The sequence below is a fragment of the Longimicrobiales bacterium genome, assembly GCA_029245345.1.
GTDB lineage: Bacteria > Gemmatimonadota > Gemmatimonadetes > Longimicrobiales > Gaopeijiaceae > CALFPJ01.
Window position 1 is genome coordinate 1 of record JAQWPM010000014.1, and the last position, 16,071, is coordinate 16,071.

The 16,071-nt window shown below is 59.7% G+C and carries 8 protein-coding genes, 1 pseudogene and 1 riboswitch; of the genes and pseudogenes, 7 read left to right on the forward strand and 2 right to left on the reverse strand.

Annotated elements, in window-relative coordinates:
- The first annotated feature begins 681 nt into the window (after positions 1 to 681).
- Positions 682 to 1,137 (forward strand): annotated as a pseudogene (locus P8L30_07445) (IS3 family transposase).
- Between the two features lie 26 nt (positions 1,138 to 1,163).
- On the opposite strand, the gene P8L30_07450 reads toward P8L30_07445, so the two are convergent.
- The gene (locus P8L30_07450; GenBank protein MDG2240022.1) at positions 1,164 to 3,581 is read right to left on the reverse strand and encodes a CehA/McbA family metallohydrolase; all 2,418 of its coding nucleotides are present in this window, start codon (positions 3,579 to 3,581) and stop codon (positions 1,164 to 1,166) included.
- 125 nt (positions 3,582 to 3,706) lie between these two features.
- On the opposite strand from P8L30_07450, the gene P8L30_07455 reads away from it, so the two are divergent.
- The 5 genes from P8L30_07455 to P8L30_07475 all read left to right on the forward strand — a co-directional run bounded on the left by P8L30_07455 (position 3,707) and on the right by P8L30_07475 (position 9,890).
- The gene (locus P8L30_07455) at positions 3,707 to 6,070 is read left to right on the forward strand and encodes a DUF5916 domain-containing protein (protein MDG2240023.1); all 2,364 of its coding nucleotides are present in this window, start codon (positions 3,707 to 3,709) and stop codon (positions 6,068 to 6,070) included.
- Positions 6,071 to 6,164: 94 nt separating this feature from the next.
- Complete coding sequence (locus P8L30_07460) at positions 6,165 to 6,785, forward strand: SDR family oxidoreductase (GenBank protein MDG2240024.1); 621 nt, start codon at positions 6,165 to 6,167, stop codon at positions 6,783 to 6,785.
- On the forward strand, positions 6,782 to 7,939 hold the full coding sequence (locus tag P8L30_07465; GenBank protein ID MDG2240025.1) for a cyclic nucleotide-binding domain-containing protein: 1,158 nt from the start codon (positions 6,782 to 6,784) through the stop codon (positions 7,937 to 7,939). The genes P8L30_07460 and P8L30_07465 overlap by 4 nt, the downstream gene beginning before the upstream one ends.
- A gap of 10 nt (positions 7,940 to 7,949) precedes the next feature.
- Positions 7,950 to 8,759 carry a methyltransferase domain-containing protein gene (locus tag P8L30_07470; GenBank protein MDG2240026.1) on the forward strand — a complete coding sequence of 270 codons (810 nt, stop codon included), beginning with the start codon at positions 7,950 to 7,952 and terminating at the stop codon, positions 8,757 to 8,759.
- Between the two features lie 459 nt (positions 8,760 to 9,218).
- Positions 9,219 to 9,334, reverse strand: a riboswitch (SAM riboswitch).
- A 109-nt stretch (positions 9,335 to 9,443) separates the two neighbouring features.
- On the forward strand, positions 9,444 to 9,890 hold the full coding sequence (locus P8L30_07475) for a YbaN family protein (GenBank protein ID MDG2240027.1): 447 nt from the start codon (positions 9,444 to 9,446) through the stop codon (positions 9,888 to 9,890).
- Between the two features lie 6 nt (positions 9,891 to 9,896).
- On the opposite strand, the gene P8L30_07480 is transcribed toward P8L30_07475, so the two are convergent.
- Positions 9,897 to 13,256 carry a type II CAAX endopeptidase family protein gene (locus P8L30_07480; GenBank protein MDG2240028.1) on the reverse strand — a complete coding sequence of 1,120 codons (3,360 nt, stop codon included), beginning with the start codon at positions 13,254 to 13,256 and terminating at the stop codon, positions 9,897 to 9,899.
- 154 nt (positions 13,257 to 13,410) lie between these two features.
- Between P8L30_07480 and P8L30_07485 the strand changes: the two genes are divergently transcribed.
- Positions 13,411 to 15,924, forward strand: a complete 2,514-nt coding sequence (locus P8L30_07485; protein MDG2240029.1) for a zinc-dependent metalloprotease — start codon at positions 13,411 to 13,413, stop codon at positions 15,922 to 15,924.
- Positions 15,925 to 16,071: the final 147 nt, after the last annotated feature.

Consider the following 16,071-nt stretch of genomic DNA (forward strand, 5'->3'; position numbering starts at 1 on the left):
ACCCGGCCGCTCGCTTCCGCCCATATCGACATCTCCTCGTCCCCCTCCCACATCTGAGCACTGTCCGCGCCTCCAGCCGCCTCTGCTTTCAGGCCAACCCCGCAGCCCCATGCTCCTCGTCCCATGCCTCGCGCTGTCCCCGCTCGCTGAACACCTCATTTGGGGCGTTGAATTTCCTATCCGTTGATAACAAACTATACCAGTCCTGTCATATTCTTCATAAACAAGGTCGGTACTTCTCATAGTACACTTCAAAGATTTGTTTATGCTTGACGGAAAGAAATAAAATTTAGAACAAGGTGATGTAGAACGTAGAAATACAATTGCTACATTACTACAAGACTGGGGACTCGTAGAGATCCAGAACAAAGAAGTCGCACAGGATTGTGCTCCAATGAGAATGATCAAGATCATTGGCTTCAAAGATAAAGATCAGTGGTAACTTTTTCCCAAATATAATAGAGGTAATAAATGAGTCAGTGGATAATGAATAAATTAGCACCTTATGCTATCCGATTTAGGGAGTGGTCTAAAGACAAACTCTGGGTAAAGATTCCTTTATGGATTCTTATCGCATGGATGTTAGGTGTCTTTAATCCGTACTGGTGCATATACCCTGTTTGTTGGATTCAGTAATTATGATCGGTATCTTTAATAATAGAGAAGATGAAATTATCCGTACGGAGGTGCGTGGTGCACGTTCGTCAGCGACTCGGGGTGAGCGAGCGTCGAGCGTGGTGTGTGCTGGGACAGGCACGCTCGACGCAGCGCAGGGTGAAGCAGGTCCGATCAGAGGAGACGGCACTACGCGGTGACGTGGTGCGACTCGCAGGCAGGTTCGGTCGCTACGGATACCGTCCGGTGGCGAATCTGCTACGGATCGAAGGCTGGCAGGTGAGCCATAAGCGGGTGGAACGAATCTGGCGCCAAGAGGGACTGAAGGTGCCGAAACGTCAGCCGAAGCGGGGCCGTTTGTGGCTCAATGACGGATCGTGTATCCGGCTTCGACCGCTGTATGCTCAACACGTATAGTCGTATGACTTCGTGAGCACTCGGACACATGACGGTCGGCCGCTCAAACTGCTTACCGTGATCGATGAACACACGCGGGAGTGTATGGCGATCGTGGTACCGAAGTGGGGGGCACGTCACCCGCCGCGAAGCTACTCCCCTGACAAGCGGGCAATCGCCTCGTCCAGAAGCCGCCGGTACTCACTGCGATCCCCGGGCTCCAGCCAGGCGTCTCTCGCATCCACCCGGCGCCATATCTCGTCGATCACTTCAGTTAGAAAGACGGCTGACGCTCTCGAAGCATCGTTGGCCGTGGCATCTACGAAGTAGACCGGCGTGGTGTGCGCGAAGGTGTAGTTGTCCCCTGAATACCGTGCCTTGCCTCCCCTGGCCCGGACGGCGATCCAGCGCGCGCCGTCCACGGGGATCGACTCCCGCACGCTCAGCCGATCCTGACCTTCCGGCACAGGAACGGTGAACACAACGGCACCATCGACAATGATCTCGACCACGTCTACGGGCGCGATGGTGGCGAGGTCCACCTCCACCATCACGCGGTCTCGGCTGCTGACTTCCGATCCGGGCTCCTGGCCATCGACCTCGGCGAAAAGAAGCGGCCCGTTCGTCGCAATCGTACGCCCGGCCCTCACAGCATCGATCCACCCCCGCCAGCTCGTGGGACCATCGAGTCGAGCATAGGTACGCGCGGTTCCACCTGACGGATCACGCCAGACGTTCGAGAAGTTGTCGGTACCGCCTGTAGCCGTCAGCCGCACGCCGACGTTGAGCATGTGGTAGTACATGTCGGCGCTGGCCAGCTCGTCCGACGCGATGGAGACGATGTCGTAGAAGTCACCACGACCCAGGACGGCGTGGATGGGGATGTCGGACTGAGCCGCGAACTCAGGCGTCCCCACGGCTGCGTTGTTGAACGTGTAAGGATGCATGAAGCCACCAATGCCCCCGAGCGCACGGATGCTATCGAGGTACATCAGCTTCAGACCGTCCGCCGGGTAGGGCGACCCGGACGTGCCCCCAATGAGAGGCATGATGAACTCGTTCACTCCGAGCAACCCAACGTGCCCGAACGACCCGCGAAATTCTTGCGTGTAACGCAGGATGTAATCCTCGGTCGATCCCGAGTAGTCCTCGCCGGTGAGGTCGCTCCATCGGCCCATGATCTTGGTCCCATCCATGTGGATGAGATCATTCGTGACGTGCAGGTCATCTGCTCGGAGCTGACCGAAAAAGTCCTCTTGGGTCAGCCCGTACCGACCCTCGTGCAGGTCGTGCGTGTGTGTGTCGCCCGACACCCAATTGGACTGGCCGGGATCCGCGAGTCGTTCCATGTGAAGCTCGACGGTCACAGTTCGACCCGCCTCCGCATGTACGGTCTCGTCCGCGGGGATCCACTCGAAGCCCCGTAGGGCCTCTACTCTCACATCCCCGGCGGGGACCTCGATCTCGAAGTCACCGGTGGAGTGGAAGTAGTGGATTTCGTTGGCTGGACTCACGCGATGAAACGCCCCCGACGGTACGTAGCCCCTTCCATCCGATGCCAAGATCTGGATGCGGGCAGGCACGACCTCGCCGTCGGGCCCGAGCACCCGTCCGCGTACCGTGGCCGTCTCGTACATCGGTGACAGCCGCGTCTGTGTGACGGGCTGCCACGCCGCGTTTCCACCACCGAAGCGGGATGTCACGTAGAGGGAGGTAGGTCCCTCATGGTTTCCCACGAACGCCATCAGCGTACCGTCAGGACTCAACGCGGGGGAGAATTCGTCGAGAGGCTCGTTGGTCAGACGGACCCTGTTTCCCCCGGTGGCCGGGACCGTGGCCAGGTCGTAGGAGCCGGCAGCGTCCGAGGCGAAGACGAGGGCGGTACCATCCGGAGTCCACGTGGGAGCCGTCCGGTAGCTGGTCTCCTCGTAGTGCACGAGTTGAGGTTCGCCGCCCGACATGGGCTGGGTCCAAATGCCTCCGCTTCCAAGGCGGCCGCGGAGTCCCGCAATGAAGGCGAGCGTCGATCCGTCTGGAGAAGGGGCTGGTTGAAACTGGTTCCCTCGTCCGCCGACCACAGTCTGGACCTCTCCCGTCGCCATCTCGTATCGCATGATGTCGAAGTCGGAGCCAGCAGCCGATGCGAAGACTACAAATTGCCCATCAGGCGTCCATGCCGGTTGAACGTCCACGGCGGCATCGGATGTCAGGCGCTCGAAGTCAGAGCCATCGGTCCGAACCACGGCGATGTCGAGCTCGCCGTCTGTGTCCACCGCGAGCGCGATCCACTCTCCGTCGGGACTCCACGTCGGTTCGAAGTGGTAGCCAGGTCCCTGCGTAATGGCCCGCGCCTGATCCGCACCGACGCTCTGGATCCATATATCGCCACGCATGGAGTAGGCCAGTGCCGAGCCATCGGGGTGCCAGGCGGGGTCGAGCGGTCCGCTGGTGACTGCCGGGAGCATGTGAAGTTCGACCCGGGTCGAGAGCCCGTAACGAGGGATCTGCGCGTCGGCTGCTGGGGCGGCGGCCAAGCCCGCCAGGCAGACGAGAGGGAGGATATATCGCATGGGGCGCAACGTAAGGCTGGCTGGGAGGAGGGGACACCGCACGCTACCCAACAGGCTGAGTGGCTTGTGTGTCTCGTTGGTTGCAGCACCCTTCCATGCCCAAGTCAGTACAGAAGGAACAGTGAATGAGCCGTCCGACTATCGTTACCATCGCACTGATCATCACAGTTTCTGCGACACTCCCAGTCGAACCCGCTCATGCGCAGGAGTCCGGTAGCGGCGGTCCGACCTCGAGCGCGACCGCTCCACTCGTTCCGCTCATCGCGTACCGATCGAGTAGCGCCCTCGACATCAGCATGGATGGGCGGATCGAAGAGAGCGTGTGGCAGAACGCTATCCCGATTTCGGATTTTACCCAGCAGGAACCCGTGGAAGGGGGCCAACCGTCGGAACGCACCGAAATCCGGGTGATCTTCGACGAGAACAACCTCTATATCGGCGCGATCATCTACGATGACCCCAGTCAGATTCTCGCCTTTCAGCGGGAACGCGACGCGAGCCTTGGGACCGATGACCGCTTCATGTGGATCCTCGACACCTTCCTGGATGGCCGCACGGGCTACTTCTTCGAGATCAATGCCGCTGGACTGATGGGTGATGGCGTGATCGGCGCTGGCGGAGGGCGTGGCGGCCGTGGTGGTGGTGGTGGTGGTGGTGGCGGCACCAACAAGGCGTGGGACGGGATCTGGGAAGCGCAGACGTTCATTCGCCCTGATGGGTGGTCCGCGGAGATTCAGATTCCGTTCCGGACGCTCAATTTCAACCCCGACCAGTCTGAGTGGGGGATCAACTTCCAGCGCACCATCCGCAGGAAGAACGAAGAGATGCTGTGGCGAGGATATCAGCGCAATCAGGGCCTTCGAAACCCGGTGTTTGCGGGCCGTCTTACTGGCTTGAGTGGTCTGTCCCAGGGTCTCGGTCTCGAGGCGGTGCCTTCTTCGGTCGCGAACTGGCGTAATACCCCCGGTAACGTCGCGACTGCGGCCGATCCCGAGGCAAAAGCCCACACGTTCCCCAAAGACATCAGCCTGGACCTCAACTACAGCCTTACCTCTAGCCTGCGGGCATCTCTCAGCCTCAACACTGACTTCGCCGAGGTCGAAAGCGATCAGCGACGCGTGAACCTGACGCGTTTCGCGATCCGCTTTCCGGAGCAACGCAACTTCTTTCTGGAAGGATCGGGCGTCTTTTCGTTCGCCCCGAACGGCGGCCCCTCGCCGTTCTATTCCCGTGCGATCGGCATTAATCAGGGACGGCAGGTCCCGATCAACTACGGCACCCGGCTCACTGGACAGTCCGGGCCGTTCGAGCTGGGCTTCTATCAGATCGGCACCGGTCAACTGGACTACTTCGATTCCCGTGCCGAAGCCGACGCCACGATCCCTCGCGAGAACTTCACGGTCGCCCGCGTGAAGAGGCAGCTCTTCGAGCAGTCCGCGTTGGGCGTCATCTACACGCGGCGCAGCACGGCCGCCGGCCCCACGGGACTCGCCCTCATCGATCGACACACAGCGGGCGTGGATCTCGACCTGAAGACCCGGCACTTCATGGGCGACAAAAACCTCACCTTCTCCGCCTATCTGGTGGCGAATACGAACCCGCTTGGGACGGAGGATGCGGAGCGCGAGGACCTCAGCTTCCAAAATCTGCGTTCATGGGGGACTCGGGTGAGTTACCCCAACGACGTCTGGAACGGACACCTCTCGTTCCGCGAATTCGGTGACGACTTCGACCCTGCAGTGGGATTCGTAACCCGCAACAATTTTCGTCGGGTCAATTCCCAGGTGCAGTGGTCTCCGCGGGTTCCGAGTGTGTCGTGGATCCGCGAGTTGAACTTCGAGGGGCAACTCTCCACACAGAATACGATCGATACCGGGATTCTCGAGGAGCGTGAGTGGGAGTTCAAGCTTCTGGGTCTGAACTTCGAGAGCGGTGACCGCATCGATTTCAACGCAACCAAGAAGTTCGAATTCCTCGACGACGCATTCGAGGTCAGCGACGGCATCGAGGTCACCCCGGGCGACTACACCAACTGGGAATATCGAGTCGGCGGCCGCACTTCAGGACGGCGCCGTGTGTCTCTGGACGGAAGCCTTACCAAGAGCGGATTTTGGAATGGTGACAGGAGTCGATCTGAGGCTCGCATTACCGTCCGACCGAACCCAGGCATTAGCCTGTCTACGAACTTCGAGTACAACTCAGTCGAGATGCCGTCGGGTTCGTTTACGGCCTCGTTGTATGAGATAAGCGGCGACTGGAATCCGAGCCCCTGGGTGAGTATCACCAACCAGGTGCAGTACGACGACCAGAGCGAACTGGTCGGCTTGTTCGCGCGACTACGCTGGATCGTGAAGCCGGGGAACGACATCTACTTGGTTTACTCGCACAACTGGCAGTACGTGTCGCTCCTGGCCAGTCCCAACGAACGCGTCCTGAACACACTCTCGCGTGGGGCCTCTTTCAAGGTGAACTACACCTACCGGTTCTAGAGCAAGACGATCAGGGAATCGTGCGGACGCGCTTGTCCGTCCTCGCACCCCCATCTACCCTGCCTCGGACCCGCCCCTGATCTGGAGACCACACTTGATCTCGTTAGCCGGAAAGACCGCCGGCGTCACAGGCGCAGCCCGCGGAATCGGTGCGGCCTGTTCCCGAGCCTTCGCGGAGCATGGCGCGCGGGTGGCGACGGCCGATGCCCATGCGGACCCGCGCGCCGAAACGGCTCAAAGCATCGCAGACAATTCCGGTATGGAGACCCTACCCGTCCCGACCGATGTCACTCAAGAGGCAGCGCGTGCCGCCCTGCTCGACGCGTGCGTCGACCGGGGTGGGCGGTGTGACATCCTCCTCGACAACGCGGGCATCATAGAGGCTGGCTCCATCGTCGACGTCTCCACGGAGGACTTCGATCGAGTCTTGGCCGTGAACCTTAGAGGAACGTTTCTGCTAGGCCCCGCGGTCGCACTCCACATGGTGGACCGCGGCACTCAAGGCGCGATCCTCAACATGTCGTCCACCAATGCGGCGGTGACGATTCCCGACCAGCTCGCCCACGCGACCTCTAGAAGGACCGCGGGACAGCTCACGAAGGTCCTGGCGATGGAGCTCGCCGCGCGTGACATCCGGGCGCACGCGATCGGGCCAGACGAACCTTTAGAGGCTGATGAGCACAGCGAACGAAGCAAGGACAGGAAGGCCTCATGAAGCTCATTAAAGCGTTGCTCTTTCCAAAGGTACGACTCGCCGCCACCGCCGAAGAGCGGCGTCGCGTTTATGCTTTTCGCTACAAGATATACATCGAAGAAATGAAAAAGACTTCTGCAGAAGCCGACCACAAGAATAAATTATTAAAGGATGATCTTGATGAGGTCGCCGACCTTCTTTACCTCGAAAAGAATGGCGAAGTTGCCGCCACCTTAAGAATCAATCTGTTGAGCACCTTGCCTCGTCTCGAAGACTATGCGGAGGCCTTTGGTATAAATTTGTTTAAGGGGCTGGAACTCAACCAGATTGGGTACGTGTCGCGACTGATGGTGGCAAAGAGATGGCGAAGCTCGCTCGTCATGCCTTCCCTGTTAGAAGCTGTCTTCCGCCAAGCAAAGAAGCTGGGCTGTGCAGTCAGTCTGATTCACTGCGTACCTTCTCTCACTAGGCTCTATGAACGAATAGGATATCGCAAATATAAGAATGGTTTTGAAATGAAAGGGCTGGGAACGCAGATCCCACTTTTGATGGTGGGGGATGATCTAGATTATTTTAAAACAGTACGTTCGCCTTTTTACGGACCGGCCAAAGAATTGTTTCGGGACGAACACATGAAGACTTGGTTTGAACGCACGTTTCCGGAGAGGCATCGGGACCCGAGCATCGGCCTGTTAAGCGTCGATGATTTTTGGTCGTATTTTTCAGAACATCTTCGCCCGGAAGACATTCCTCTTTTTAAGGATTTAAACCATGAAGAAATGAAATCCTTCATCGGCGTGGGCACGACCTATAAAGGAAACACGGGAGAAGTTCTTCTAAGGCAAGACGATTGGGGTAATGAAATGTACCTCGTGCTTAATGGTCGATTAACTGCGACGCGACAGACAGGAAAGAAACGTGCTCAGCTAGCTGAATTTTTAAACGGAGACCTGTTTGGAGAAGTCGCGTTATTGTCGACAGCTCCACGAACGGCAACCATTACCGCCGAAACTGATTTTGAAGTGCTGGTGATTAGCCAAACGTTTTTAAGGAAGGCGATGAAGCGCTATCCTGAAATCTCTTTAAAGGTTTTATTTAATCTGTCGTGTCTTTTAAGCATACGCTTGAAAGACACGACTGATCTTTTAATGGGTCATTCCGACTCTACAACTTAGGAGCCACGTAATGAGTGACAATGCGGGATCTTATGCATTTGGAGAATTTGATGAAAACGACAAAGAGTTGACGCGACTCAAGCATCAGGCGTCTATTGCTCTCGAATTAGAGCGCGGATTTTGGCATAAGTTGGGCCTCGAAGAGGGAATGGACCTGTTAGATGTAGCTTGTGGGCCGGGCATTACGGCCTGCGAACTTGCTCGGTTGGTCTTTCCGGGACAAGTAACGGGCCTTGACATTAACGATGCCCTAATTCAGGTCGCGCGGGGTGTCAAAGACGAACAACAAACAGCAAACGTGGCTTTTAGCACAGGCGATGTGTATAAGCTTCCCTTCAAGGAGCAATTTGACTTTGCTTATGCTCGGTTCCTCTTTCAGCATCTCGAAAGGCCCGGAGACGCTCTAAAGAATATATTCTCGTCGCTTCGTCCCGGTGGGCGGGTCTGCATAGTGGACGTGGATGATTCTTGGCTCAGCGTGTACCCCAAAACAGATGAGTTTACGTCGTTTACCACGTTGGCTGCGGAAGGACAACACACCCAGGGAGGCGATCGTTTTGTGGGCCGGAAACTTCAGGCTTATCTACTCGAAGCCGGATTTGAAAAGCCAACAATAGAAGTGGTTGTAATGAATGCGGCTCAACTCGGCATAAAAAGCTTTTTGGATATCACGACGGGCTTCAAAAGAGAGCACCTCACCGACGAGACTCGCGCTGAAGGTGAGGAGCTTCTAACAGAAATCTACGGACTTTGCGCCGAACCAGGTGCTTGGGGAGCCGTGGGTGTTTTTGTGGCGGTAGCCGAGAAGCCAAAAGCGTAATCTAAGAATTGGGAGTTACCATGAGACCGGCATTCCCGGGTATGGTGCCTTGATCCGAATATGGAATGGCTCACTCACATGACGAATATCTGACCGATTCAGTCTTTCAGCTCGATGGTGTATTCATCACGCCCGGATCTACGACGTCCTACCGTTTCGGTGCCCCGTGTGTGGCGGCCAGCATCCACCTCGTGGTCAATCTGACGGGCGGAGTCCGAGGTACGAGGGGATGGGTGATCCAGGCACCCCCAAAGCAGTGGCCCACCACGCCAACTTTTCGGGAAGCGCGGGGTCCTGTGCCACGATCGCTCCGGCAACGACGGCGCTGTGTCGAGTCTACATGCGTCGCTGCGGAGATGGGGTGATGCATTCCGATTCTCCTGGTCGGTCCTCACCGGACCCCGGGAGAATCGATCGCCCATATGTACGACTGGCGGCCGCATCGTAGACGCGACGGGCGACTCATCTATCAATGGACTACGTTCATTGCAGGAGTTGGCACCTTATGGAATTGCCACCTTCCACAGCTTGCTCCGGCGTCTGAGGGCCTATCCCTCAGCCGGTCTCGATCAGGATATGCTGAGCGGGACTTTGTACGGGATGAGTAGCCCGGGTCAACGGGCTTGAGAACCGCCCACGTTTGTGGCACCGTATCGGCTCCGACCCGCTCTTACAGGATGCGAAGTGACCCAGGACTGCCCCGTCGACCATGAAGCCGCCGAACACGCCGCCAAGGTGTTGCCGGGCCCAGTGCGTCGAGGCGTCTACTTCTCAATTGGGGCAACAAGCGTCGTTCTGGGAGTGATCGGGATCTTCGTGCCTCTCTGGCCGACGACGTGCTTTCTGCTCCTCGCCGGGTGGTGCTTCGCCCGGAGCTCACACCGAGCCGAACGTTGGCTCCATGAAAACCGGTTCTTCGGTCGGTATCTGGCTGACTACCGGGAGCGAGGCATCATCTCGCCGCGTATCCGACGGACCTCTGTCGTTACCCTCTGGCTGTTCATTGGGGTGTCAGCGTTTTTCTTGGCCAGCCGCCTGTGGGCTGTGGTGCTGCTACTTCTGGTAGCCGGCGCGGTGACTGTACATCTCTACTCGCTGCCCGCCGAAGCCAGGGACAACTCAGCAGCCTGACGTTGGTCAGCTAGCTGGAAGGTTGGCCGAGCTCTCCGACGGTGCCGCCGCCAATTCGTTCGACCACGCTCGCGCCAGAACCGCGACGATCATCGCGGCCAGCAGATACCCGAGCATAGCTCCCGAATAGGCTCGGTCGAGCACAGACTCCAGGGCATCCAAGAACACTACCGTACCGAAGACGATCGGAGCCAAAGCCGGCAGAAGTCCAATCACGTGGACGAGGCCGTAGATGGCTGCTGCGCCGACCAGTCCACCTCCCACCCACATCACCAACGAATCCTGTAGGGCCGTCGGGACGATCACGATGCCCAAAGCGAGTACCGCGTAGCCGGTGACGCTCCCGAGGAATGGATGTCCGCGGAAACGACGCATCGCCACCGCAAGGAGCAGCAAGGCAGACGTCACGAAAAGGAGTGGCACAATCCTATCGATGGGTGGAGACAGCAGCGGTATGAACGTCGCGACCCCAGAGTAGTCTGGCAGCGACGGCATCCCGCCGAGGAACGCAGCCGCGAAGCTGCCGGCCCCCGCCACGATCAGTCCCACGGAAATGCCAATCCACTGTGGAGGCCGGACCCGTGCCTCGGGTTCGGCCCAGGAGTGCCCAAGAGCGATGACGAGCCCGATCGCGGCGCCTGCGATCACCGTCACCAAGAGGAGCCCGAGCGCAGCCCCTCCTGCCTGGAATCCATACGGCTGACTCGTCAAAAAGCGAGATACAGTGACCGGCCACTCGTTCGCCACCGACATCCCAAGCGCCACGGCCGCCAGTGCAGAGCCCTTCCAGACCGGCCCCACCTTCAGTCCTCCCCTGCTCCACACGACGATGGCCACAATCGCCCCCACTCCGAACATCAAGATCAGCGTGAAGATGAGTCCGACGCCCAGGATGGACCGCCGACTCTCCAAGTCACGGCGCGCGCGCTGCCACTCCTCAGGGATGTGTACGAAACGGCGCACATTGCCGACCTCATCTCCCAGCACGGACACTGCTGCCCGCCCCTCGCCGTCCACTTCGGTCAGCACCGCCCTGTCTCGGAAGGTGAAGTTCCAGTCTGTGCGGGCCTCATGAGTCGTTTCTTCTGCCCCGACCTCTTCCCAGTCACCCGGAGGGAGTGCCGCCTCGGCCAGCCGGCGGGCCGCTGGCGCCCCGAGCATCGCCCCCGCTCTCCCCTCTGGAAGCGTGTGCACGATTCGTCGGAGCGATCCGTCCACATTGAGGTTCACTAGGAACTCCTCGACCCTATCCTCGGGATCGGCAGTCCAATCGACATACCGGACAACCCACTGCGGAGGGGAAAGGAAGTCTCCCGCGAGCGCGTCGAATGTCTCGAAACCTGCCTCCGCAAAGACGTATTCGTGACCCTCAGACGCACCGCCACCCGTGAAGGCCCCAGGAGTCCAACCGCTGATGTCATGGCCGCTCGAAGTGAGGGCTTCGTTAGCGATTTCGATGGCATGAACACGCGTGACTTCGAACCGGGGAGGCGCCTTGTCGACCATGAGCGCACCAAGCCACAGCGCAAAGCCCACGGCTCCCATCACCTTAAACAGAACTGCCGGGAGCGGGAGTCGAGCGGCAGCGTCCACGGGGGCGGCTTCCTCCACTACTGGCGCCGCTGAACTCTCACGGAGTGGTGGAGCTTCGGCAGGCGGTCGCTCAGGGACAGGTCGGGGACTCCAGGCGCCATTGAACGCCCACGGGGGTGCATAAGCTGTCCCTCGTCCTCCCCTGCGGGCCCACAACACGACCGCCAGAGGAATCGCCCCCACCAACACGATCACGAATTGGTCCACAACTGCGTCCGACGCGAAGAGCACGCTGGAAATGAGGGCCAAGTCGTAGAGGAAATGCGTGATAATGGTCGGGACAAGACCGAAGAAGACGTACACGCTGCCCCACACAAACGCCGGCAGAGAAAGTTCGATCACCCTGGCATAGGCCGGCTGCTGCGGGTAGTTCGCGTGCCCTGCAGCGAAGACGACGGCTTGGAACGCCACCATGCCCCAGATCCACATGTTCTTCCGTCCGTACCGTGCCCCAATCAAAGCAGCACAGGCGATCGGCACCGCGCGGAAGATGCTCTCCTCCCAAAACGCTGCGAACAGCGAGATGGAGACGGCCTGTAACCAAGGGAAGTAGGTGGCAAGCAGATCGGGCTGCACCAAGGCGTCTGCTGGAGACCACCACCCGTCCAGGCGCGCAGTCCCCAGGTAGAAGAGAATCACGTAGCCCAACTCGAGGCCCACCAGGATATACGCACCAACGGTCATCCCGAGGGCGGTATTCGACGCAGCCACATCTCGGTTCCAGAAGCGCCATTGCTGGAGATGCTCCGGAAACGCCTTCCTGCCGAGCGATTCACCGGCCAGGAAGAAGAAGGCGAGTAGAGGCGCCCCCAGGAGCGCGATGGCTCCAGCGCTAGCGATGTTCTGGAATACGAAGAGCTTCGACGAGAGCGCCGTGTCGTACCCCATCCACGCGAGTGGTAGGGCGTTGATCGCGTTCAGACCGAAGAGCGCTGCACTGGCCGCACCCCAGGCCAATGCAGTCCGCCACTCGATCCAGCGCCGACGCAGCAGAAGCGCGCTACCAACTCCCGCTCCGAGCAGCACGAAGATCAACATGAAAATCGAACTCGATACCAACGCAATCGCATCGTTGGTCGACCGCATATCCGCATACCTACGCGAGAACGCCTCCGGAACGAACACGAAGTGTGTCAGTTCAGTGAGCTGATCACCCGCCACCACGAGCCGCAGCCGAAATCGAGCTTCGGCGAGCGTGACGTCCTGACGTTCGTAGACGAAGGTGTGGTCTACGCGACCGCCGGGTTGCTCTTCCTCGGACGAATCCAGAAGCGAGTACCGACCGAGGTCGACCGGCCAGGCAGTGCCCGCCTCTTCTGCCACGGAGCGCGCCTGAGCTTCATTGAGGTTACCCGCGCCGGGGTCATCCTCCGCGCGTCTCACTCGAAATCCGTAAGGCTCACCGGCAGGAGAAAAGCGTACCCGCGTTTCCGTGACCTGGCCCTCAGCGAAAAGTCGCACCTGCCACTGATACGGCTGATAGACGCCTGCATCCATGAGATCTTGAAACGCGTCCCGACCGCCACCCTCGAGCTCGACGTACGTCTGAACCTCAGGGTCTGCCTGGCCAAAGGACGCCGCCGCGCGGGCGGAGTCAGGCCCCCACCCCATCCGGTCGGCGAGCGAAGACGCGTCAGCCATCGCCGCCGCGCGATCCATCGAGATATCGAGGGATACGTTGGGCAGGGCGACGGTGAACAGCTGGACCGCTACGATCGCGCCTGCGAGCCCCAGCGCACTGAAGACGACCCAAAAGATGGGGCGCCGTGTCATCGGTAGTTCCTCATCCGGAGAAGATGGGGAAAAGGCTCCGTGCTCCGCCATGACGTGCGGCCTGCATCCGACCATTGCCCCGGCTCGCAGCGCCCGTTCGGTTATCGGATACAAAGCTCTTCATGAGCCACGACACCTCGACTTGAGTGTAATGATGCGTACGCCGACCGCTTGGATCGCCCTCCTGACGATCGTTCTCTTTTCCGCATGTGGAGGAACGACCAACGGCCCCGACATGCCGTCTCCAGAAGGGTCCGGAAACGCACGTGAGGGAGGCCCGGGCGATCGCGGCGGAGACTCGGATAGCGGCGATGAAAGCTACGAGGACGTGATCGAGGATGCAGAATCCGACGAGGGTCTCTTTACGGTTCATCACAAGGATTCCGACTACCTCTTCGAGATCCCTGACGCGCTGCTCAGGAGAGACATGCTGCTCATCAGTCGAGTCTCCGGCAAAATGGATGGCCTTGGCGGATTCTCACCGGCCGGAGCCGCGTCGAACCGTCAGATGGTCCGGTTCGAGCGACAAGACGACCGCATTCTCCTGCGGAAGTACTCCGGCGAAGCGATGGCGGACGACACCTTGGCCATCGCTCTCTCGGTTCAAGCGAACTACTTCCCACCGATCTTGGCCTCTTGGGAGATCGAGGCTCGTGGGCCCGACAGCACATCGTCTGTCGTTGATGTGACCGATTTCTTCGGAGGCGACACCCCGGCGATCTCCGGCCTCAGCCCCGCTCAGCGCCGCACCTACCAGGTCCGACGGCTGGACGAGGACAGGAGCTTCATTGGGAGAGTCCGCAGCTACCCGCAAAACGTCAACGTGCGCCATACGCTCACGTACGACGCAGGCGCCCCACCGTCCGATGCGCGGGCGAATACGATCTCCTTGGAAATGAATCAATCTCTCGTGCTCCTGCCCGAGGAGCCCATGAGGGCCCGGCATGCGGACCCGCGCTTAGGGTTCTTTTCCATCAATCGGATCAACTACGGGTTGGACGAGCAGAAGGCGGCCACAGAGACGTTCATCCGTCGGTGGCGCCTTGAACCGTCCGACGCCGCAGCGTACGCCCGCGGCCAAGTCGTCGATCCGGTGACCCCCATCACCTATTACGTCGACCCGGCAACACCAGCGCGTTATGTCGGCGCGGTGAAGAGAGGCGTGGAGAACTGGCAGGCGGCCTTCGAGACCGCGGGGTTCAGCAACGCGATCGTTGCGCTCGACGCACCGTCTCCGGAAGAAGACCCAGATTGGGATCCGGAAGACGTGCGTTTCTCGGTAGTCCGCTGGTCGGCGAGCCTGACGCGTAACGCTCAGGGCCCAAGCACGTCAGATCCGCGAACGGGTGAGATCATCGAATCGGACATCGTGTGGTACCACAACCACATGCGGTCCTACCGCAACTGGATGATGGTTCAGACTGGCGGTGCGAACCCGGACGCGCGGCAGCTCCCTCTGACGGACCAGCTCATGGAAGAAGCCATGGAGCAGGTCATCACCCACGAGATCGGTCATGCGATTGGGCTCCCCCACAACATGGTGGCGTCTTCGTCCTATCCGGTGGACTCACTCCGCTCACAGACTTTCGCGAGCGAAATGGGCGTTGCTCCCACGATCATGGATTACGCGCGGCAGAACTACATCGCGCAGCCCGGGGACGGCCTCCGTCCGGAAGACTTCCTGCGCCGAATCGGTGTGTACGACCACTACTCCGTCAATTGGGGGTACCGGCTCCTTCCGGACGCAGCCACCCCCGCGGATGAGTTCGATACGCTCGACGAGTGGATCGTCGCACGTGCAGACGACCGCATGTACAAGTACCTGCCGCAGGGCGGACTCGGGGTAAGTGACCCGCGGGCGCAAACCGAGGACATGGGAGACGACCCCGTCCGGGCCAGCGAATACGGCATGGCGAATCTGAAGCGCATCGTTCCCAACCTCGTCGCATGGACCACGAAGTCGGGTGAAGACTACTCCGACCTCAGAGAGATCTACGGCGAGGCGGTGGGCCAATGGAACCGGTACGTGGGGCACGTGGTCACGGTCGTCGCTGGCGTTCACGTCGACCTCAAGACAGCGGACCAGGACGGCGCGGTCTTCGACGGCGTCGAACGCACCGAGCAGAAGCGTGCAATGGCATGGCTGACGCGCGAAGTCTTCGACGCACCTGTTTGGCTCAACGTCCCTGACATTTTGGAGCGGATCGGGCCCACCGGAGGGAGCTTCGCGAACGTCTCGCGGCGACAGATTTCGATCCTCAATCGCCTACTCGATCCGCGCCGGATGGCCACGCTCTCCGAACTCGAGGCGACTCAGCCATCCGGTTCGTATCCGCTGGTGGAGTTCCTAGACGATGTCCGTTCCGGGGTCTGGCAAGATCTAAGCGCGGTGTCCGCCATCGATGGATATCGTCGCGCGCTCCAACGCGCATACCTAGAGCGGATGGAGTACCTCATGACCGAGGAACCCGCGGGCAACCCGTTCCAGGGTGCCGCACCCGACGTAAGCAATTCAGACGTGCGGCCGCTCGTCAGGGCTCAATTGACCGACCTACGGGCCGACGTGGTGCGGAGGACCGGCAGACAGATCGTTCATCGCGTCACGGAGGCGCACTTGGATGACGTCATCGTTCGCATCGACGCAATTTTGGATCCGGGCAGCGAGTGATCATTTCGTCGCCCTCCAGGTCGGACTAACGCACCGGCACGAGCATCACTCAAGCGATTCACCATACCGTCGAAACTCAGTGTATGGCCAAGATCCTTGCAGGAAACGATGACAAAATCAGCCGGATGATCGAGGACTGACGACCTG